Consider the following 17,974-nt stretch of genomic DNA (forward strand, 5'->3'; position numbering starts at 1 on the left):
GACGGGTCTCGGACATTTGCGAGCTGTCAAGGCAGTGTCCTAAACCCAGATCACTCGGTTAGATGAGTGTGGACACCAGAACGCCCCGGCCGGGGTTCGACGATCAGCCCGCGTTGAGCATGGTCAAGGTGGATTCCGATCCCGCCCAGGTGATCGTGAACCACGCCAGCTTCCGTGTGCGGCTCGCGCCTGCCCCGCAGCCGAAGATCGGCGCCGGCGCCCGCACCGCAGCCCTGTCCGGGGCCGCGGCAGGCGCGGGCGGACCGCGCCGTCGTCCCGTCGTATGGACCGGAAAGTCCTCGCCGGGCGCGACCGGCCTCCTCCAGGCCGTACGCGAGTCCTCCGTCTCCACGCTCGACCCGGCGGTCGGCCACGGCGGTCGTGGCGGCGGTCTCGGCCATGGGGGCCACGCGGGTCTGGACGCGGGCGCCACCCAGGCCATGCCGCGCGTCGACGACACCATGCCCACCCCCGTGGTGACCGCCGACTCCGGCCCCCTGCTGCCGCCGATGCGCCGCGCCGAGGGTGCGTACGACGAGCTGTACGAGCTCCGGCCCGAGACGGACGGACCGGGATCGTACGAGGCGGAGACGGCGGAAGGCCGGCGCGCGCAGCGCCACGGGCAGGACACCGTCCGGCACGCCTACTACCCCGGCCGCCGGATGAACCTCGGCGTCGTCCTCCTCCCGCTCCGCGTCTTCCTCGGCTTCATCTCCATCTACGCGGGCATGGGCAAGCTCTGCGACCCCGTCTACTTCGACGGCGGCGAGCGCGGCTCCATGGTGAAGTGGCTCAACTCCCTGCACCCCTGGGCCCTCGCCGAACCCCTCCGCGACTTCGCCCTCCAGCACCCGGTCGGCGCCGGACTCACCGTCGCCTTCCTCCAGGTCGTCGTCGGCGTCCTGACCGTCCTCGGACTCTGGCAGCGCGTCGCAGCCGTCGTCGGCGCCCTGCTCTCCGCCGCGCTCCTCCTCACGGTCAGCTGGAAGACCGTCCCGGTCTACGACTCCGCCGACATCATCTTCCTGGCCGCCTGGTCGCCGCTGATCATCGCCGGCGCCCCCGTGTACTCGATCGACGGCCGCCTCGCCGGAGAGGCCTGGCGCACCCTCGGCCCGCGCGCCGACCTGTGGGACCTGCGCCGGCGCGTCACGCGCCGCAGCACCCTCGTCGCCGCGGTCGTCGTCGGCCTCACCCTCCTCATCGGCTCCGTCCTCGGCGGCGCCGTCCGCTCCACCGAGATGGTCACCGTCCCGGGCCCCAACGACGACCCGATCAACCACCTCCCGGGCCGTCCGCTCCCCACCGAGCCGAAGCGCGGTACCCCCTCCAAGGCCTCGTCCACCGCGCCCAAGCCCGCCGCGACGAGCGAGGCCCCGGCGGAGCGCGAGGAGACGCAGGAGGCGAGCCGGCCCACCGAGACCACCCGCGAGGCCACCCGGACGCAGGAGCAGCGCCCGACGGCCACGCAGGGCACCGGCACCGGCGGCAGCAGCAGCCGTACGCCCACGCGGTCCGACCCGGAGCCCCCGCCGTCCACCAGCGACACCCCGACCAGCACGGGCGGCACGTCGAGCGGCGGCTCCGGCGGCGGTTCGACCGGCTCGACGGGCACGCCGTCGGAGAGCAGCTCGACGTCGGGCGGGGCGAGGAACCCGATCGGCGGGCTGCTGGGCTGAGGCCTCCGTCCGTACGGAGTCCGTACGGACAGGGAAAGGGCGGCACCCGCGAGAACGCGGGTGCCGCCCTTTCGCGTACGTGGCCTTCCGCGTACGTATCCACGTACGTGGCCTTCCGCGTACGTGGATACGTACGTACCGGCCGGGGTGTCTGGTCAGCCCCTCTGGGCGGCGAGTTCCTTCGCGGCCTCGGTGAGGTCCTTCGCGGTGTCGATGGCCCGCCAGTACGCCCCCTGGGGCAGCGGGAAGCCCGCCAGACGCCGCTCACGGGCGAGCCGGGGGAAGGTGGTGCGCTCGTGGTCGCCCAGGTCCGGGAGGAGCTCCGTGAAGGCCGCGGAGAAGACGTACACGCCCGCGTTGATGAGGAACGGCGACGGCGGCGACTCGATGAAGTCGGTGATGTGCCCGAAGGTGTCGGTCTCGACGGCGCCCCACGGGATCCGGGGACGGGCCAGGGCGAGGGTGGCGAGGGCGTCGCGCTCGGCGTGGAAGGCGGCCATCTCGCGCAGCGAGAAACGCGTCCAGATGTCGCCGTTGGTGGCGTACCAGGGCTGGTCCGGCGCAGGCAGGTGCGCGGCGGCGTACTTCAGGCCTCCGCCGCGGCCCAGGGGCTCGGTCTCGACGACCGTCGTCACCTTGAGGGGGAGGTCGGCGCCTTCGAGCCACTCCTGGAGCACCTCGGCGAGATGGCCGCAGGAGACGACGGCGTCGGTCACGCCCTCGGCGGCGAGCCAGGAAAGCTGATGGCCGATGATCGGGGTCCCGGTGCCCGGGATCTCGACCATCGGCTTGGGGCGGTCGTCGGTGTACGGGCGGAGCCGTGAGCCCTGGCCGCCCGCCAGGACCACGGCCTGCGTCGGAGAGGTGTGCATACGGGGAACGATAGGCGCCCCGTACGCCCGGCGGCCGGACGCGCGACGGCGCTCAGCGTCGGCCCTCAGCTCGCGCGCATCACGCCGGTCGCGTACGAGGTGTCGCAGACCGGTCGCGAGAACGACTGGGCGCGGGAGGGGCCGTACTGCTCGACGGCGGCGCGGCCGAGGGAACGGGCGATGGAGATGCAGTGCTTGGCGAGCGAGGGACGGTTCTCCACCTCGCGCTGGAGGTGGGTGAGGGCGACCCCGGGGTCCTTCTCCTGGAGCTCGGCGAGGAGCTGGTCGCGCAGAATGTCCTGCGGGGCACGGGACTTGGCCCGGACGGAGACCTTGGAGGAGGACGCCGTCAGCTGGGTCCCGGAGTCCTCGCCGGCCCACGGAACGGCGGACACCGCGAGCGTTCCCGAGAGCACCAGGACGACGGGCAGGACGAGGGCGAGAGAGCGGCCGATTCGGCGGGCAGTAGGCGTCACGCAGGCGAGCGTAGCGGCCGGTAGTGATATGGCGACATTTAGTCACTCTCGCGGGGGATGGTTCGAAGCGGCTTTTCGAATCCCGTGTTGACGCGGGGAGTGGGGGCGGACCCGGAATGCCGGGGTTTTCGCCGGTAAACCCCCAGTGAGCCCCTTGGAGAAGACGAACGGCCCCGCATCTGCAAGAGAGCAAGAGATGCGGGGCCGTTCGGTCGGCTTGGTGCCTGCTGGGATCAGTCGCTGAGGCGGGCGCCGGTGGACGTCGAGAAGACGTGGAGCTCGGCGGCGCGCGGGACGACGTGCAGCGTGGTGCCCTTGGAGGGGACGTCACGGCCGCCGACGCGGACGACCAGGTCCTTGTCCTCGCCGCCGACGCGGGTGGAGCCGTACACGAAGCCGTCGGAGCCGAGCTCCTCGACGACGTTGACGGTGACGGCCAGGCCGTCCTTGCCGGTGGGGCCCTGCACGTCGAAGTGCTCGGGGCGGACGCCGACGGTGACGGTGGTGTCGCCGTTGGCGGAGGCGGCGGCGATGGCGTCGCGGGAGACCGGGACGACGCTGTTGCCGAACTTCACGCCGCCGTCGGTGATCGGGACCTCGACCAGGTTCATCGCCGGGGAGCCGATGAAGCCGGCGACGAAGAGGTTGGCGGGCTTGTCGTACATGTTGCGCGGCGAGTCGACCTGCTGGAGAAGCCCGTCCTTGAGGACGGCGACGCGGTCGCCCATGGTGAGGGCCTCGGTCTGGTCGTGGGTGACGTAGACCGTGGTGATGCCGAGACGGCGCTGGAGGCCCGCGATCTGCGTACGGGTCGAGACGCGGAGCTTGGCGTCGAGGTTCGACAGCGGCTCGTCCATGAGGAAGACCTGCGGCTCACGCACGATGGCGCGACCCATGGCGACACGCTGACGCTGACCGCCGGAGAGCGCCTTCGGCTTGCGGTCGAGGTACTCGGTGAGGTCCAGGATCTTCGCGGCCTCTTCGACCTTGGTGCGGATCTCGGACTTGTTGACACCGGCGATCTTGAGCGCGAAGCCCATGTTGTCGGCGACGCTCATGTGCGGGTACAGCGCGTAGTTCTGGAACACCATCGCGATGTCCCGGTCCTTGGGCGGCAGGTGCGTGACGTCGCGGTCACCGATGCGGATGGAGCCGGCGTTGACGTCCTCGAGACCCGCGAGCATGCGCAGGGAGGTCGACTTGCCACAGCCGGAGGGCCCGACGAGAACGAGGAACTCGCCGTCGGCGATCTCGATGTCGAGCTGGTCGACGGAGGGCTTGGTGGCACCGGGGTACACCCGGGTCGCCTTGTCGAAAGTGACGGAAGCCATGGTGATGTGTCCCTTCACCGGCAGGAACGTGCCGGACGATCCGAGTAAAGGAAGGATTGAGGTCTAGTCCACCTGGGTGAACTGCACGTGACGCTACCTGCCGCCGCCGGATCTGTCAGCAGTCCGGCCCCGGTGAGATTTCCGACCGCCGCCGGGAAGAGGTTGGTTACACTGCACTCGCTGCCTCCTTAGCTCAGCTGGCCAGAGCACCGCTCTTGTAAAGCGGGGGTCGTCGGTTCGAACCCGACAGGGGGCTCCAGGTAGGACATGTCAAAGACCCCCAACCGATCTTGGTTGGGGGTCTTTGACATCTACGGGTGACATCAACGGCTGCGGTCAGCCGCGGTCGGGGCGGGGCCCGGGGCGCTTTCGCTTGAGCAGCCGGTCCATGTGGCTGATGGCCTCGCGCTGGGTGTCCTGGACGACGTGGGTGTAGACGTCCATGGTCAGGCTGATCTGGCTGTGACCGAGGATCTCCATCACGACGCGGGGCGCCACGCCGGCGGCGGTGAGGAGCGTCGCGCAGCCGTGCCGGGTGTCGTGGAGGCGGATCAGCCGGAGGCCGGCCGTCTCGCTGACGCGGACGAAGGAGCGGTGGACGTTGCGGGGCTCGACGGGGCGGCCGGTGCGGGTGGCGAAGACGTAGCCCCCGGGCGACCACTCGGTTCCGGCAGCTGCGTACGTCGCCCTCTGCCGCAGCCGGTGCCAGCGCAGGGGAGCGAGGCACATGGCCGGGAGCGGGATCGCGCGGGAGCGACGTCCCTTGGTCTCGTCGTTGTAGAGGACCCCGCGACGACGCTGGACCTGTTGGCGGACCAGGAGGACGCGGTTCTCCAGGTCGATGTCGTTCCAGCGCAGTCCGACGAGCTCACCCCGGCGGAGCCCCATCGCGATGGCCAGCACGAAGGCGGCGTACAGCGGGTCTCGGCGGGAGGCGGCGAGGAAGTCGAGCGTCTCGTCGAGGGACCACGGGCTGAGGTCGCGTACGGCGGCCCTGGGCGGTTCCACGAGCTTGGCGACGTTCCGGACGATCAGCTCCTCCCGGCAGGCGGCGGAGAGGGCCGTACGCAGCACGCGGTGGGATTCCTTGGCGGTGGCGGCGGTCGTCTTCTTCTCCAGCTGGAGCAGGAAACGCCGAACGTCGGGAACGCTGAGGGACTCCAGCCGCTTCGTACCGAGCATGGGGGAGAGGTAGAGGCGGACGTGCGCCTCGTACTTGTCGTACGTGCTGAGCTTGCGGCGGGGCTGCACGACGTTGTCGAGCCAGTACGCCAGCCACTCGGAGAGCTTCGCCGAGCGGGTCGGCACGGGGGTGCCGCTCGCGACCTTGTCGAGGAGCGCGCGGCGTTTGGCGTCGCACTCGGCCCAGGTCTTGCCGTACGCGAACTTGCGGGCGCGGGTGCCGTCGGGCTGGAGGACATAGACGGCGGCCTGGAAACGGCCGTCCTTGCGCTGGGTGATGGTGCCAGCGCCGTTCGGGTTGCGCTTGCGCTTGGCGGGCATCAGGCGGCCTCTCGGATTTCGTGGGTGATGAAGTTCCGTACGGCGTCGACGGGTACGCGGCGGGCGCGGCCGACGGTGATCGAGGTGAGGCGGCGCGAGCGGATGAGGTCGTAGACGGTGGAGCGTCCGAGCTTGAGCCGGGCCATGACCTCGGGCACGGTCAGCAGTTCGTCGGTGGGGAGGGTGGCGGTGGTCATGCTGCGGCTCCTTCCGGTACTTCCAGGGCTTCCAGGGCGAGTTGGTCGCGCAGGACTTCGCGGGCGGTCTGGCGGTTGAGCTGGATTCCGCGCGAGATGGTCGCGGCGAGGGCGGCCTCGCCGGGGGTGTGGCCGTGTCCGGCGTACTGCCAGGAGGCGAGGACGAGGACGGTGTCCGGGTCGGTGTCCACGTGTTCCTGGGCGGCGCGGTAGTCGGCGCGGATCTGGCGGAGGGCCCCGAGGGTGGTCGAGTACCGGCGAGACTTGGTGGAGAAGTGGCCACGGAAGCCGAGCATGTGGGCCCAGGCGGTGAGCTTGCGGTCCGGGTAGAGCGGGGCCAGGTCGAGGCAGGCCTCGATCAGGCGGCGGGGGTGGTCGGCCACGTCCAGGAGGTCGAGCACCTCCCGGTTGCCAATCCGCCGGTCGAGGCTGCCCGTGGTCTCGGCGGCCTTGGTGGCGTACTTCGCGACGTACGCGGCGACGGCCTGTTCGGTGATGTCGGAGCCGTCACCGAATGCTTTGACCGGACGGATGTCGAGCTGGCGGCCCCACTGGAATCGTCGGCGCGGCTGGTCTCCGGCGGCCGGAACGGTGATGGTCGTGTACGCGTGGACGGCGGCGGCGCGGATCGCGTCGTCGAGGAGCCGCACAGTGGCCCACGAGGGTGGGGTGGTGCCGGGCCCGTCCGGTCCGTCGAGCCGGATCACGGCGTGGAAGTGGATGGCGCCGCGCTTCTGGAACTCGGCGACCTTCCCGTACGAGACCCGTAACGCGTCCTTCAGCTCGCGCTGGGTGAGCCCGGCGCGGGCGGCGAGCTCACGGCGCAGACGGTTAGTGAAGCGCTGCCAGAGCTGTCCGGCGTGGTTGTTGAAGAGGACGGCTCCGGCGTAGTCGTACGAGTCGGGGTCTAGCGCCGTCCCCAGGGCGGGGTCGTTCTCCGGGTGGCGGGTGCCGCAGCGGCAGGCGCCGCGGTCGGGCCGGTTGTGCACGGGGCCGAAGGACGGGGCGGTGAGGGTGGCGAAGACTCGGGGGTGGTCGCGGACGGTCAGGGGAATGGCCTTGGACTCATCGCCCGCCAGGCCCGCACGGATCAGGTGGTAGGTGTCCCCGGCGTACGTGTGGGCGCAGGAGGGGCAGCGGGAGGCGCGGCGGTTGCCGCAGGCGACGCGGAGACGGCCGCCGGGCTCGGCCTCCGTGGAGTATCGGCGGAGGGTCTCGCCGGACGTGCGGTCCTTGGCGAGGGACCAGCCGGTCAGGTGGATGGGATCGGAGCAGCCACCGGTGCGGTGCACCTGGTCCCGCCAGCGGTCGAAGTCGGGGGCGGCGGCGACTCGGAGAACGTCCTGGAGCGTGGCCGGGTCCAGGCCCGCCGTGGTGGCGGCGGTGCGCTGATCCATGATGGGTGTTCCTTCCGGTTGAGAGATCGGCGAGGGGTACGGCTCCCGGGCGGCGGATGCTTGGCGGTATCGAGGCCGCCCGGGGGCCGGTCAGCGCCGCTTGGCCGAGGACGCGATCAGCGAACGGACGACGACGGCGCAGACGGCGACCGATGCGGCGGTGACGGCGGTCGCGAGGAGCATCGAGACCAGGACCGTTCCGACGACCAGGACGACGGCGGTGCCGGCGCCGATGACGGCGAGCGCGGTGCCGGGGGTGATCTGGACGGTGGGCCGCTGGGCAACCGGAGCCGGGTACGACTGCATGGGCTCAACGGCGGTCGGCTGGAGGACGGCAGACGGCTGGACGACGGCGGGCGGGGTGACGAGACCGGTCGGCGTCGGCATGGTCGGGATCTTGGGTCGGAGCATGGAGTGGTTCTCCCTTCCGGGTCAGGTCACTTGGAGATCGCGGTGTCGATGACGGGGGCCAGCAGGCTGTCGGCGAGGAGGAAGCCGCCGAGGAGGAGCACGGCGACGAGCCACCAGGGCGGGCGGATGAGCTTGATGCCGAGGGTGCCGACGACGATCAGGGCAAGCCAGAGCGGGACGTCCACGAGGAGCTTCCGTTCAGTCGGAGATGCGGCAGCGGTGGGTACGGGCCGCGAGCTGGGCGGCGGAGGAACTGGAGTAGTCGGAGGACCAGCCGCAGCGGTCGGAGGTGCAGACGGCGGCGTACTTGGTGCGGCCGTGGCGGTCGCGGTGGCTACCGATCTGCACGGGACCGATGCGCATGACGGAGTGGAAGTGGTCGCGAGGGGACATGGCGTTCTCCGTTCTGATCAGGCGAGTTGGGCAGCGATGGCGTCGGCCATGGGTGCGGGGACGCCGAGGCGGACGCGCAGGGTGTCGGTGTCGATGGACTGGCCGGTCCGGGTGCGGTGATCGGCCGCGAGCTTGCGGGCGTGCTCGACCAGGGCGGCCGGGACTGGCACGGCGGGTGCGGTCGTCGGCACGGGCGGGGTCGGCTCCAGCTCGGCGGCGGCATCGGACTCGGGGACGCGTTCCGGATCGACCGACGTCTCTCCGATCGGCTCCGGCTCGACCACGGGGTGGGTCTCCGAGGCCGGCGGTGCCGGGGAGTGGGCGAGGAGCGTGCCACCGAGGAAGGCGACCGCGGGCCACCCGGCGATGCCGAAGCGCAGCCAGCCGGGTGGATGGGCGAGGTCGAGGAACCCGGCGGTGGCGACGTTCGCACCGAGCGAGGCGAACAGGGAGACCAGGAACCAGCACCAGGCGAGCCGGGACGAGCCGTCCGAGCGGAGGCGGCGCCAGGCGGCGACCAGGAGTAGGTCGACGGAGACGGGGTAGGCCCACGCCTTCCAGCCGGTCTGCCCGGCAGCGGCAGCCAGGTCGTGCAGGTGGGCGAAGGACAGCGCACCGGCGATCAGGGCTTGGACCAGCACGGCGTCGACGCGGAGCTTGCTGGTCATGTCGGCACCTCCTTTGCGGGCGTTCTGGGCATGGCGGGGTAGGGACGTGGCGCGTGAAGCGGTCGCGCCGACCGGGTGAGGTGGGGAGGGTCAGGCGGTAGCCGGGGACTCGGCGGACGCCGGGGCCGGAACCTTGACCGGGTGCACGGGCGGCTCGACGGCGGGCCGGAAGGCGGCGAGGCCGGGCAGGTCCGGGACGAGGTGCGCGTACTTGTTGCAGGCGTTGACGGCCGTACGGAGCGAGGTGTGCGGCGTACGAATGCGGGCCCAGCCGCCAGAGGCGTCGCCGGTGATCGCGAGGCCGGGCGAGTCGACGGGGATCTGGACGGTGGCGAGGACGGCGTCCGGCGCGATGTCGCCGAAGGCCATGTTGGCGCTGGTCTCGTCGTTGACGCGGTGGGCGGTACGGACGCTGAGCTGAGCGCGGAGCATGGTGATGCCCTTGCCGAGTTCGGAGCCGAAGCGCTGCCCGCAGATCTCCAGATAGATGCCGGCGGCGCGACCGAGCTGGGCGAGCCGAGCGAGTGAGGTGATGATCCGGTCTCGCCGCTTCTCTTCCTCCTTCGTGGCGAAGAGGGCGAGTTCGGCGACCTCGTCGACGAGGAGGACGACGGGAACGGGACGGAGGTGGTCGGGCAGGTCCCAGATGTCGGCGGCGATGTCGGCGTCCGGGGTGTCGGCGGTGATGCGCTGTTCTGCGCGGATGAGTTGGTAGACGCCTTCCATGTGCGCGATGAGGGCGTCGAGGAGATCGGCGGCGGTGTCGGGGTTGTCGGCGAGGGCGGAGAAGCGACGGGCCAGAGGGAACAGCTCGACCCCTTGCTTGCAGTCGATCCCGATCAAGGCCACTTCCTGGGCGGCGAGTTCGGCAACCAGGTTCCGCTGGTAGACGGACTTCCCGGACTTGGTGGCTCCGATCGTGAGGGCGTGCGGGGTGGTGCGGTAGTCGCGGTAATGAACGGCGCCGTCCTCGCGCAGAGCGACCGGCAAGCGCATGGTCGAGCGCTCGACGCCGACGGGCATCTGAACCCGCTTGAGCACGTCGTAACCCGTCATCCGCAGTTCGACCACGCCGGAGCGGATCTCCCGCGAGGCCACGCCGTGCATGCCGAACGAGTGCCGCAGCCGGTCGCACGAGGCAGCCACGTCGAAGGCGTCCTGTCCGGGCCGGAGCCCCAGCCGTAAGACGAGGCCGGTCCGGGTGGGCCGAAGCCGCAGGATGCGCGGCGCCCGGGGCTCCGGCACGGGCCGGTTGGCCATCCGGGCGATGGCGAGACGCCACCGGGGCGGAGGAACGGTCAGGCCGCAGGCGTCCATGACCGAGGAGTACCGACCCAGAACCCGAAGGGTGGCGAGCACGACCCCAAAGGACAGCCAGTACCAGCCGGGCCGCCGCCACCGCAGAAGACCGGCGAAGGCGACGACGGCCACCACGGCGGAGACGATCAACCACTCCATGATCAGGCAGCCTTCGGGGTCGCCGCGCTGCCGACGAGCGAGGTGACCGCGACGGCGCGAAAGGCGATTCCGTGCCGACGCTGCCCGTTGAACTCGTTCTCCCAGGGCCGGGCGATGAGGCCGGTGACCGCGACCGGGGTGCCCATGACGAGGTCGGCGGAGACGCCGGTCTCCGGGACGGTGACGGTCAGGATCTCGACCTCGCCGTTCGCGGCGAACATGACGTCCACGGTCGACAGCGCGGCGCCGGTCTCGGCGTCCATGGCGCGCTCGCCGGTGCGGCGGTCCTTCACCTTGGGCTGTGGGGGCTGGGCGACCATCACGGAGGCCGCGGAGGTGTCGACGGGGATCTGACGCACAGAGATCACTCCTGTAGAAGTGCTGGACTCCGTCACTCATGTATATGAGTGACATGAAGAAGAGTGCCTGACTCCTATACATGAGTCAACCCGCCCGGACGAAGAAGTCCGAGCGGGCTGAGGAGAGTTGACCACGCGTCAGTCGGAGGCAGGGATCCGATACTCGAAAACGAACTGGTCAGCAGCCATGAGGGTGTCGCAGACCTCGACCACGCGACCGGTCTTGGTGACGGCGTTCCGCAGCAGGTGAACGACGGGGGCCCCGGGGCTCAGCGCGAGTTCGGAGGCTTCAGCCTTGGCGGCCGGCCGAGCCTGCAACGTCTCGACGAACTCGGTGAAGACGTGCCCGTCGTCCTCCAGGCGGGCGTAGATCCCCCCGGGCCCGGGGTTCTCGGAGAAGAGCTGAGGGATGTCCTTGACCACGTCCCACGGGAGGTAGGAGGAGGCCGTCTCGACGGGAACGCCGTTGCGGAAGTACAGACGCCGCCGCGCGAGCACCTGCGTACCGGCGTCGACGCCCAGCCGCTCGGCAATGTCCTGCGGCGCTTCCATCGGCCCGATGTAGAGGACGCTCACCTTGGCGGTGGCACCGGACTGGGCAGACTCGGCGAGGTAGGCAGCCTTCCCACCCCGGCGGTGCGAGGCCCGGAACCGATCCGAGGAACGCAGCCGCACGGGCGGCCGGTCCTTCACGATCGACCCCTTACCGTGCCGCGTCTCCACGAGCCCACTCGCACGAACCTCGACCATCGCCTTACGGATGGTCCCGCCGGCAACGCCGTACCGCTCGACGAGCTCGGACTCACTCGGCACCAGGTCGCCAGGCTTGAGAACCCCAGCCTGGATCTGCCGAACAATCTCCTCGGCGATCTGGACGTACCGAGGTACGGACCGACCACCTCCTACTGGAGTTCCCACAGTCTTTTCCACTCTCCTATGCTCCTGTACATGAGTAACAGCGCCCGAGAGACGACGTCAACGCCACTGCACTCCGTGTCCGTCGCGGGCGCGGTCGTACGCGAAGACGGCCGACTCCTGGCGATCCGCCGCGCGGACAACGGCACCTGGGAACTCCCGGGCGGAGTCCTCGAACTCGCGGAGGCCCCCGAAGAGGGTGTGGCCCGCGAGGTCTGGGAGGAGACGGGCATCCGGGTAGAGGTCGAGGAACTGACCGGCGTCTACAAGAACACGACCCGAGGCATCGTGGCGCTGGTCTTCCGCTGCAAGCCCGCAGGCGGCGAGGAACGAACCTCCGCCGAGTCGACTGCGGTCGCATGGCTCACCCCGGAAGAGATCACCGAGCGCATGGCAGAGGTCTACGCGATCCGTCTCCACGACGCTCTGGACGGAGCGGGCCCCCACGTGCGCAGCCACGACGGCCGGCAGCTGATCAGGCAGCAGTGACCATGCAACCGGCGCGACGGATGTCCCGCGAGGAAGCGATCCTCCTCGTTCAGCGCCTGATGAGTCCTGAGACGTCCGAGGAGGAGTCTTCCGAGATCCTTGTCGCCATCGAACGGGGCCTGGCCTGCCCGCACATCAGTGACTACGTCTTCTGGGACCTTGACCCAGAGCCGACACCCGAGAAGGTCGTCGACAAGGCTCTGGCCTACAAGTCGATCGCTCTCTGAGGACAGCGCGGTAAGACTTTCCCTACTTCATCAAGGCACCCGCCGCGCACGGCGCGGCGCGTGCGGCCCGTCGTCCGGGCCGCCGCTCCTGTCTGCGCCCCGCTCCGGCCCGGCCGCCGTCCGCACGCCTGACAGCTTGGGTTGATGGGCAGCATAAGCAGGGCTTCAGGCACGGCAACCGTCACATGGCATGCGTAGCCACGAGCGCTGCCGACTGCGGCCAAGACGGGCGACCAAAAGACTGCCAGCGGCGAGGGAGGGGTGGCCTCTTGCGCATGGCCGGCCGACTACCGGGCCTGAGGAGGGCGAGGCGCCGTACCCCCGCCGTCACAGATGACGGGAGCGTGAGGCGACCGCACCACCGGGAAGGGGCGGCGGGGAGCAGCTGCTGCCGCGAAGTGGCACAGGCCGGTGTGGTCGCTCCGCGTCGGTACGCATATCACGGTGGCTGATGAGCGTGCCGTCTGGACACCAGAGCCTGTGCCAGCTTCACGGCTGGTCGACGGCAGACGGGATGGGAGCCGGAGGGTCCGGCAGGCTGGCAGACCACAACCTCGAAGCGACTCTAACTCGTAGCTGCTTAGCTGATGCCTTGACCGTGCCGAATAGTGCCTGGTCAGAAGCCCGCTTCCCGGGACTGGCTAACATAGTCGTTGGTACCCAAGCGCATCACGGACTCCTCTCGCTTCCTGAGAAGGGCGTTAAACCAGTCCGGGATCAGAGCACCGTTCAGGCGAGTCTCCAGGATCCTGTCTTGGAGTTTTCTGCATTGACTCTCGCTTGGGGGCCTCTTGGTCTTGATTGATGAGTTCCATAGCTTGGCGGCCTCTGAATCCACTTCTTCCTTCAGTTTCGCACTTTGTGAATTCTTCTGCCATGCGTCGATGAGCTCCTTGAAGATCGGCACGAGAGGGGCGTAGATCCCCACGACTGCTTCGAGGAGTGCAAGTCGAGCCAGAACGGCCGAACAGGTTGCGACTGCAAGAAGACCCACTCCAAGCCAGAGAGTTAGCGCGGCCCAGGCTCGATGAGTTGCGATTCCCCAGCCAAGATTTGCCCTCTGGCAGATCAGTACGTCGAGGGGTCGCGCGACCGGCGAATTCAGACCGTACCAATCTTGCAGATTTCCCCCTTTGTGCCTAAGGGCGGCCCTGGCCACATCGGCAGCGCTCGGTTTGGTCAGCGTCGAGCTTCCCGGCCAAGGGATTCGAAATACATCAGTATCGAATCGCTCCTGAATGGCGGCGGCTGACTCGATCTTGCGCTTCTCTCGTGAGGATGAGGCGACGCTCAGGATCAGTAGAACGAAGCTGGCCGCAGCGCCCACCATAGGACGAAATGGATTCAGGATGAACGTTGAAACGGCGATGAGTGATCCAGCGGTCGCGATGATTGAAACTCGCACAAAATGAAGGACTTTAGCGTCTGAGTAGGTTCGCCGCTGGGCTGCTAGCAGACGCAGAGATGCATCTGAATTCTGGGCCTCCCAGATCGGAGGTGTAGTTGAGTTGCTCACTTCGGTCCTACACCACCGTCGGGAAGGACGCACCGAAGACCGCCTGATACTCCTGCGATGCCTCCGAGTCATTAACCGTCCACTTCTCGCAGGCGGTGAGTAGATGCGGCAGGGCCGACTTCATGGACCTCATGACGCTGAGGCGATCTGCTTCCGATCCGCATGGCGTGATTCGATTGACAAGGCCTGTCGGGTCATTCATGGACCGCAATTCGTTGTCGATCATCGTGCGGACCAGTGACAGCAGAGCGTAAGGGTATGTGAAGTCACCGGCGGTTCCCCCGTATTGGGCAGCGCGCATCTCAAGGTAGAAAGACGAGATTGGAACTGAGTTCTCATACTTCCACGCCTTCAGGAGGCGGGTTAGGCCCTTGACCTTCCCGCCATGCAGGCCATCGACGGTGCGGACATATTCAAGGTGCGCTTTCGGTGCCGCTTCTCTCCAAGAGTTACCCGGCCCGGGAATTAGGAAGACGTCTTGTTCGCTATGTCCCGTGCGGCAATAGAAGGCGGGTGTAATTTCGTACTGAGTTACCATCTGTCGAAAATCGATACACACAGTCGGACGGGAAACTCGAACGTCGTACGCTTCCCATAGCTCTCGCTTGAGTAGCTCCTTCATTGAATTTAGAAAGGATGCGGGGAGGGTGGTCTTTCTGTCTAGTGGGATGCGGGTGAAGTAGTCGACGTCGCTTTTCTGTGTAATCCCGGTCCCGTTGGAGAATGACCCACTCTGAAAGAAGCTTAGAACCCCGTACTCCCTGTCCAGGACCTCGTGGATGCGTGCTCGATATTTGGTAACCTCGTCGCGTTCCCACTGCTTGGGAGTTTTCGCCTTGAGGTATTCGGAAAAAGCCTCTGTGATGGTCTTTGTGAAAAGAGCCACTTATCCCCGCCCCTTCATGCTTCGCGCCCCCCTGGGCTGTGGAGGACATTATGCAGCGCGACGAGGTTTTGTGGAGGCATACGGCATCGCCAGCATCATCGGCCCTGTAGAAGTGCTGGCCACAGCCTCTGCCGCCGTCCGGGCATCAGCTGCAGCGGACGGGCAGGGCTGGGGCACCTCTGGGCCGTGCGAGGGAGCTCAGAGGGAGCTCAGGGGTGACCAGCCGCGACCAACAATGACTCGCTGCGAGGTGCCCCGGGAACGCGCAGGTCAGGGGTCCCCTCGCCTACTGGTTCACCCGGGGGTGGAGGTCAGGCAAGTTGGCGTATTTCCAATGAGCTCAGGGCAATTGGATCGTAGACACACGCGAGCTATGCAGCCCCGCGCCGCGGGAGCGAACTAAAGTGCACGGTCACACCTCGCTGATCCGCCACGCATCATCTGATGCGGGGAGTCAGAGCCAGAGGATCAGAGCGACGGCCACGATGAGCACGAGGAACGGAGCGGCGATGGCCTTACGGAGCTCACGTTCCCCCTTGCCGGGAAACATAGGATCATCGCCGGCATCAGTGAATGGAGTAAGCGCCCTGTCGTTGCCGGACAAGATATTTCCTGCATCTCGAATTAGCGCCGCGGCCGCCTTCGAATCACCGGTCTTCTCCAGCATCATATCCAGCTTCGACAGCATCTCGGGCGCGGAGACAGCAAGATGCCTCAGCTGCCGCTTGGTCGCTTCATCAACTCCCTCATTGTTGATGATCTTCTGATAGACGCGACCGTTGTTGGTTTGAATGTATTGATCAATCGCCTGGATTTCGGCCACGGCTCCCCTCCCCGCATGCGGTGTTGCTCACCAGTGAAGGCGTGTGATCCACCCGCAACTCGAAGGATGAGACACACTCGCCTTTTGTTTTAGACTGACCAAGCGGGCCGGCCAAAATGAGCGCGACCAAGACAGCGGCGACCGCCGAGACGGTGGCAACACCAATGCGGGCGAACGGGTTGAGCGCCTGCCCGAGGGTCTTCACAAGTGTTGGCCACTTATGCGTTACCCATAAGGCGAATGCGATACCGATGACAGCAAAGACGAGAACTCGGTCCCGAACGAAGGATGCAACATACTCATCGGACGAGAGTTCCAGCAGGTCGACGAAGAACCGGCCGACAGCCGGTATGGCCTCCGGGAACTTTTCACTAATGAGCTCTACGCTGAACAGAGCAAAAAGTGCGGCGAGAGTAACGCCGAGAACCCCTTGAGCGAGCCCAAGTAATGCCGCAGCGCTAATTGTTGGGAGTTTCACCGCTTACTGTTGCGGTAGTTGGTCTGCGAGACTGTTCCGTGGTTCGTCCCGATGACTTGCCCGCTGTTCTGTGCATTGATGTTGACGCCATCTGGGCTTGTGCTGCCGATGGAGTGAGAGTCAGCGACCGGGGAATCGCCGGGATGGGCGGCATCGGCAGGAGGCAGTTGATCGGGACCGCCATCACTGTTGGAGCGTGAGCGCGTCCACCGCACGGTGATGACGGCAGCGCCGAGCGCGAACGCTCCGCCGATGACGGCAGCGATGATCTCGGTCATCTATCTCCCCCTGGAGTCCATGAAGATCCGCAAAAGTCCATTTGATGGCGGGAGTGACGCTCAACGCTGATTGAGCACGGTGAGCATGGCCGAGCACCGCAAGAATCCGGCCATGCCTGGCCTGTTTTCGCAGTTGCGGAGCTCGCCACGTCAACTTTCGTCCCCCCCCCAGGACTATGAGTTTGGCACAACTGCCTTTGAAGCAAGGGTGTTCCAGTAACTTTCGACCTTTTCTCGTGCAGCACTGATCGATTGGTGCCTGGAACGACGGCGGCTGCCTGTGTGTGACATGAAGGCAGCAGCACAGCACCTGGCCGACCGGGTCAACCAAGTGAGACGGGCGCCTGGAAAGATGTTGCGCGGTAGGAGGCGACGCATCTGGCAGGCACCAGTGGCATGGCTTCTGTTGTACATGCCACCGCAGCAGGTCCATGAGACGTGGCCTGTTCGTGGACTGATGAGGCTCGACATGTCACGCGCAGGGCGCTGACCTGGGCGGACAGTGGAGATCGGCACGGCCTCCGGAGCCGTGGGCGGAGTTGGTGCAAGGAAGAAGGCCCCGGCGTAACCCGAGGCCATCTTTTTTGCCAGCTGAGGCAGCATCGCTACCCGAAGGCTGCTGCCGGCAGTTGAGGGTTGTCGTCTCCTCCAGGAGCGGAGGGCCGCGAGGTCGATAGGCGCTGGCCGCGGCTTGTTGCTACGCGGAGAGTGTCCCGTAGGGCTCCGACCAGGTTCGCGGACAGGTTTCGAAGGTCTTCCGGAGCCGTCTTCTCGTCGTTCAGGACTTCCAGCGCGCGAGTCACGAGGTCAGTCGCCAGGCCGAGCTGGGTCGCTTCGGTGGAGTCAGCCAGGCGGGACAGGTGGCTGCTGTCGTCGTCGGTGCTCAGGTAGCAGGGCTTCCCATCGGGGCCCGACCACGGGAGGAGGCGGAGCTCGCTGTGGGCTGTCATCCTTCCGTTCCCCTCTCTTCGGTCGTGTGGTGGGTGATGAAGAGTGCGTTGGCGCGGTCGCCAGGGAGCACCAGGCGGGCCGCCTCGACCACGCGGCCGGTGGTGTCGGATGAGACGCGAGTGATCGCGAGGACGGCCAGCATCGAGCCGATCCGGAGGATGGAGGCCTCTTCCTGGGTGGGAAGTCGGGCGGTGACCGTTTCTCGGGTTTCCGCCCACCCGGGTCGACAGCACGGCAGTTCGGCCGGCGCCAGGTCTTGCGGGACGTAGATGCGGGCCAGGCTGTGCGGCGACTCCCCCTGGTGAGTGAGGTAGAGGAGCTCTGTCAGTGGGGTGCGCGAGGGGACCTTGAGTAGGGGGATCAGGTCTCCGCGAGCTCGGAGGTTGGTGGTGCGGATCGTGACGTGGAGGTCTGTGTCCGGGGTGAGACAGCCTCCGGTGTACGTGAGTCTGCGGAGGGGGTGGCGGACGAAGTTGCCCTTGCCGTGGATCTTCTCGATCAGGCCCTCGGCCTGGAGAAGCGCGAGGGCGTTGCGCAGGGTTGGGGTGCTGACCTTGTACTGAGCGGCGAGTCTCGGTTCCGAGGGAAGGCGGGCGCCGGCCTTCAGGTGGCCGGTGGTGATCTGCGTTCGGAGGTCGTCGGCGATGGTGTGCCGGAAGGACGGCAT

23 protein-coding genes and 1 tRNA gene are annotated in these 17,974 nt (G+C 67.6%); 4 read left to right on the forward strand and 20 right to left on the reverse strand.

Annotation, left to right across the window (positions count from 1 at the left end; genetic code table 11):
- Positions 1 to 62 precede the first annotated feature (62 nt).
- Positions 63 to 1,679, forward strand: coding sequence for a DoxX family membrane protein (locus OG462_RS24130; protein ID WP_406060605.1), 1,617 nt, complete (start codon positions 63 to 65; stop codon positions 1,677 to 1,679).
- Between the two features lie 155 nt (positions 1,680 to 1,834).
- On the opposite strand, the gene OG462_RS24135 is transcribed toward OG462_RS24130, so the two are convergent.
- The 3 genes from OG462_RS24135 to OG462_RS24145 form a co-directional block, all read right to left on the reverse strand.
- A complete protein-coding gene (locus tag OG462_RS24135; RefSeq protein WP_266894701.1) occupies positions 1,835 to 2,551 on the reverse strand; it encodes a nucleotidyltransferase family protein in 717 nt (238 codons plus the stop codon).
- Between the two features lie 65 nt (positions 2,552 to 2,616).
- Positions 2,617 to 3,027, reverse strand: a complete 411-nt coding sequence (locus OG462_RS24140; protein ID WP_406060607.1) for a hypothetical protein — start codon at positions 3,025 to 3,027, stop codon at positions 2,617 to 2,619.
- A 233-nt stretch (positions 3,028 to 3,260) separates the two neighbouring features.
- Positions 3,261 to 4,358: an ABC transporter ATP-binding protein gene (locus OG462_RS24145; RefSeq protein WP_406060609.1), complete on the reverse strand. Its 1,098-nt coding sequence runs from the start codon at positions 4,356 to 4,358 to the stop codon at positions 3,261 to 3,263.
- Between the two features lie 182 nt (positions 4,359 to 4,540).
- On the opposite strand from OG462_RS24145, the gene OG462_RS24150 reads away from it, so the two are divergent.
- Positions 4,541 to 4,617: transfer RNA gene (locus tag OG462_RS24150), tRNA-Thr, on the forward strand.
- Between the two features lie 77 nt (positions 4,618 to 4,694).
- Here OG462_RS24150 and OG462_RS24155 read toward each other — a convergent pair.
- The 10 genes from OG462_RS24155 to OG462_RS24200 form a co-directional block, all read right to left on the reverse strand.
- Positions 4,695 to 5,861, reverse strand: a complete 1,167-nt coding sequence (locus tag OG462_RS24155; protein ID WP_406060611.1) for a tyrosine-type recombinase/integrase — start codon at positions 5,859 to 5,861, stop codon at positions 4,695 to 4,697.
- Positions 5,861 to 6,058 (reverse strand): helix-turn-helix domain-containing protein, encoded by a 198-nt coding sequence (locus OG462_RS24160; protein ID WP_395361925.1) that lies wholly within the window; start codon positions 6,056 to 6,058, stop codon positions 5,861 to 5,863. Before OG462_RS24160 ends, OG462_RS24155 begins: the two co-directional genes overlap by 1 nt.
- Positions 6,055 to 7,455, reverse strand: coding sequence for a replication initiator protein RepSA (gene repSA / locus OG462_RS24165; RefSeq protein WP_406060613.1), 1,401 nt, complete (start codon positions 7,453 to 7,455; stop codon positions 6,055 to 6,057). Before repSA ends, OG462_RS24160 begins: the two co-directional genes overlap by 4 nt.
- Positions 7,456 to 7,545: 90 nt before the next feature.
- On the reverse strand, positions 7,546 to 7,866 hold the full coding sequence (locus OG462_RS24170; RefSeq protein ID WP_406060614.1) for a SpdD-like protein: 321 nt from the start codon (positions 7,864 to 7,866) through the stop codon (positions 7,546 to 7,548).
- A gap of 26 nt (positions 7,867 to 7,892) precedes the next feature.
- The gene (locus OG462_RS24175) at positions 7,893 to 8,051 is read right to left on the reverse strand and encodes a hypothetical protein (protein ID WP_406060616.1); all 159 of its coding nucleotides are present in this window, start codon (positions 8,049 to 8,051) and stop codon (positions 7,893 to 7,895) included.
- Between the two features lie 13 nt (positions 8,052 to 8,064).
- Entirely contained in the window at positions 8,065 to 8,259 is a 195-nt protein-coding gene (locus tag OG462_RS24180) for a mobile element transfer protein (RefSeq protein ID WP_406060618.1), read from the reverse strand.
- Positions 8,260 to 8,276: 17 nt separating this feature from the next.
- A complete protein-coding gene (locus tag OG462_RS24185) occupies positions 8,277 to 8,927 on the reverse strand; it encodes a DUF2637 domain-containing protein (RefSeq protein ID WP_406060620.1) in 651 nt (216 codons plus the stop codon).
- A 90-nt stretch (positions 8,928 to 9,017) separates the two neighbouring features.
- Positions 9,018 to 10,385, reverse strand: a complete 1,368-nt coding sequence (locus OG462_RS24190; RefSeq protein WP_406060621.1) for an FtsK/SpoIIIE domain-containing protein — start codon at positions 10,383 to 10,385, stop codon at positions 9,018 to 9,020.
- Between the two features lie 2 nt (positions 10,386 to 10,387).
- Positions 10,388 to 10,744 carry a hypothetical protein gene (locus OG462_RS24195; protein WP_267044160.1) on the reverse strand — a complete coding sequence of 119 codons (357 nt, stop codon included), beginning with the start codon at positions 10,742 to 10,744 and terminating at the stop codon, positions 10,388 to 10,390.
- Positions 10,745 to 10,882: 138 nt separating this feature from the next.
- The gene (locus OG462_RS24200) at positions 10,883 to 11,662 is read right to left on the reverse strand and encodes a GntR family transcriptional regulator (RefSeq protein WP_406060624.1); all 780 of its coding nucleotides are present in this window, start codon (positions 11,660 to 11,662) and stop codon (positions 10,883 to 10,885) included.
- An 18-nt stretch (positions 11,663 to 11,680) separates the two neighbouring features.
- On the opposite strand from OG462_RS24200, the gene OG462_RS24205 reads away from it, so the two are divergent.
- Both OG462_RS24205 and OG462_RS24210 read left to right on the forward strand, forming a co-directional pair.
- Entirely contained in the window at positions 11,681 to 12,148 is a 468-nt protein-coding gene (locus tag OG462_RS24205) for an NUDIX domain-containing protein (RefSeq protein ID WP_406060626.1), read from the forward strand.
- A 20-nt stretch (positions 12,149 to 12,168) separates the two neighbouring features.
- On the forward strand, positions 12,169 to 12,375 hold the full coding sequence (locus tag OG462_RS24210; RefSeq protein ID WP_406060628.1) for an e9imm peptide: 207 nt from the start codon (positions 12,169 to 12,171) through the stop codon (positions 12,373 to 12,375).
- 616 nt (positions 12,376 to 12,991) lie between these two features.
- Here OG462_RS24210 and OG462_RS24215 read toward each other — a convergent pair.
- The 7 genes from OG462_RS24215 to OG462_RS24245 all read right to left on the reverse strand — a co-directional run bounded on the left by OG462_RS24215 (position 12,992) and on the right by OG462_RS24245 (position 17,974).
- Entirely contained in the window at positions 12,992 to 13,891 is a 900-nt protein-coding gene (locus tag OG462_RS24215) for an S-4TM family putative pore-forming effector (RefSeq protein WP_406060630.1), read from the reverse strand.
- Between the two features lie 7 nt (positions 13,892 to 13,898).
- Positions 13,899 to 14,777, reverse strand: a complete 879-nt coding sequence (locus tag OG462_RS24220; RefSeq protein WP_406060632.1) for a nucleotidyltransferase — start codon at positions 14,775 to 14,777, stop codon at positions 13,899 to 13,901.
- 454 nt (positions 14,778 to 15,231) lie between these two features.
- Entirely contained in the window at positions 15,232 to 15,600 is a 369-nt protein-coding gene (locus OG462_RS24225) for a hypothetical protein (protein WP_406060634.1), read from the reverse strand.
- Positions 15,578 to 16,078, reverse strand: coding sequence for a hypothetical protein (locus tag OG462_RS24230; protein ID WP_406060636.1), 501 nt, complete (start codon positions 16,076 to 16,078; stop codon positions 15,578 to 15,580). Before OG462_RS24230 ends, OG462_RS24225 begins: the two co-directional genes overlap by 23 nt.
- Positions 16,075 to 16,356 carry a hypothetical protein gene (locus OG462_RS24235; RefSeq protein ID WP_406060638.1) on the reverse strand — a complete coding sequence of 94 codons (282 nt, stop codon included), beginning with the start codon at positions 16,354 to 16,356 and terminating at the stop codon, positions 16,075 to 16,077. The genes OG462_RS24230 and OG462_RS24235 overlap by 4 nt, the downstream gene beginning before the upstream one ends.
- A 605-nt stretch (positions 16,357 to 16,961) precedes the next feature.
- A complete protein-coding gene (locus OG462_RS24240) occupies positions 16,962 to 17,306 on the reverse strand; it encodes a hypothetical protein (protein ID WP_406060640.1) in 345 nt (114 codons plus the stop codon).
- The gene (locus OG462_RS24245; RefSeq protein ID WP_406060641.1) at positions 17,303 to 17,974 is read right to left on the reverse strand and encodes a GntR family transcriptional regulator; all 672 of its coding nucleotides are present in this window, start codon (positions 17,972 to 17,974) and stop codon (positions 17,303 to 17,305) included. Before OG462_RS24245 ends, OG462_RS24240 begins: the two co-directional genes overlap by 4 nt.

This window comes from Streptomyces sp. NBC_01077 (assembly GCF_045162855.1).
Lineage (GTDB): Bacteria > Actinomycetota > Actinomycetes > Streptomycetales > Streptomycetaceae > Streptomyces.

Bases quoted from the DNA above. Each gene is read 5' to 3' on its own strand.
- OG462_RS24130 (WP_406060605.1), top strand. From the start codon at position 63: ATGAGTGTGGACACCAGAACGCCCCGGCCGGGGTTCGACGATCAGCCC.
- OG462_RS24135 (WP_266894701.1), bottom strand. From the start codon at position 2,551: ATGCACACCTCTCCGACGCAGGCCGTGGTCCTGGCGGGCGGCCAGGGC.
- OG462_RS24145 (WP_406060609.1), bottom strand. From the start codon at position 4,358: ATGGCTTCCGTCACTTTCGACAAGGCGACCCGGGTGTACCCCGGTGCC.
- OG462_RS24155 (WP_406060611.1), bottom strand. From the start codon at position 5,861: ATGCCCGCCAAGCGCAAGCGCAACCCGAACGGCGCTGGCACCATCACC.
- OG462_RS24160 (WP_395361925.1), bottom strand. From the start codon at position 6,058: ATGACCACCGCCACCCTCCCCACCGACGAACTGCTGACCGTGCCCGAG.
- repSA (WP_406060613.1), bottom strand. From the start codon at position 7,455: ATGGATCAGCGCACCGCCGCCACCACGGCGGGCCTGGACCCGGCCACG.
- OG462_RS24170 (WP_406060614.1), bottom strand. From the start codon at position 7,866: ATGCTCCGACCCAAGATCCCGACCATGCCGACGCCGACCGGTCTCGTC.
- OG462_RS24180 (WP_406060618.1), bottom strand. From the start codon at position 8,259: ATGTCCCCTCGCGACCACTTCCACTCCGTCATGCGCATCGGTCCCGTG.
- OG462_RS24185 (WP_406060620.1), bottom strand. From the start codon at position 8,927: ATGACCAGCAAGCTCCGCGTCGACGCCGTGCTGGTCCAAGCCCTGATC.
- OG462_RS24190 (WP_406060621.1), bottom strand. From the start codon at position 10,385: ATGGAGTGGTTGATCGTCTCCGCCGTGGTGGCCGTCGTCGCCTTCGCC.
- OG462_RS24205 (WP_406060626.1), top strand. From the start codon at position 11,681: ATGCTCCTGTACATGAGTAACAGCGCCCGAGAGACGACGTCAACGCCA.
- OG462_RS24210 (WP_406060628.1), top strand. From the start codon at position 12,169: ATGTCCCGCGAGGAAGCGATCCTCCTCGTTCAGCGCCTGATGAGTCCT.
- OG462_RS24235 (WP_406060638.1), bottom strand. From the start codon at position 16,356: ATGACCGAGATCATCGCTGCCGTCATCGGCGGAGCGTTCGCGCTCGGC.
- OG462_RS24240 (WP_406060640.1), bottom strand. From the start codon at position 17,306: ATGACAGCCCACAGCGAGCTCCGCCTCCTCCCGTGGTCGGGCCCCGAT.
- OG462_RS24245 (WP_406060641.1), bottom strand. From the start codon at position 17,974: ATGCCGTCCTTCCGGCACACCATCGCCGACGACCTCCGAACGCAGATC.